Origin of the sequence: Streptomyces sp. SID5464 (assembly GCF_009862985.1) — a bacterium.
GTDB lineage: Bacteria > Actinomycetota > Actinomycetes > Streptomycetales > Streptomycetaceae > Streptomyces > Streptomyces chartreusis_D.
This window is the reverse complement of the sequence record NZ_WWIQ01000007.1, coordinates 175,144-175,407: the sequence shown is the minus strand read 5'-3', so window position 1 is coordinate 175,407 and position 264 is coordinate 175,144. Positions and strand designations below refer to the sequence as shown.

Here is a 264-nt window from a genome sequence, read left to right as displayed (position 1 = left end):
AAGTGCTGGTCGCCGTAGTGCGTGCCGCCCGTCTGGCCGAACTGGTCGCGGGTGACGAGGGTGGAGACGAAGTCCGGGCCGTGCGCGATCAGGTCCCGGCGCGCGGCCCACGCCTCCTGCCTCGGCTGTTCCTCGGCGGCCTCTTCCTGCTTCTTCTGCTCGCCGTCCTGCGCTTCCTCGGCCGGTTTTGCCGCGCCCGCTGCCGCTTCCTCCTGGCTCATCGGCGCTCGTCCCGGGCCCGGCCGGTGAAGTCGAAGTGCTGGT

At 71.6% G+C, this 264-nt stretch carries 1 protein-coding gene; it reads right to left on the bottom strand.

The window, feature by feature from the left end; genetic code table 11:
- A partial coding sequence (locus GTY47_RS07485) for a hypothetical protein (RefSeq protein WP_010036774.1) occupies positions 1-221 on the bottom strand: 221 nt, incomplete at its 3' end.
- Positions 222-264 lie beyond the last annotated feature (43 nt).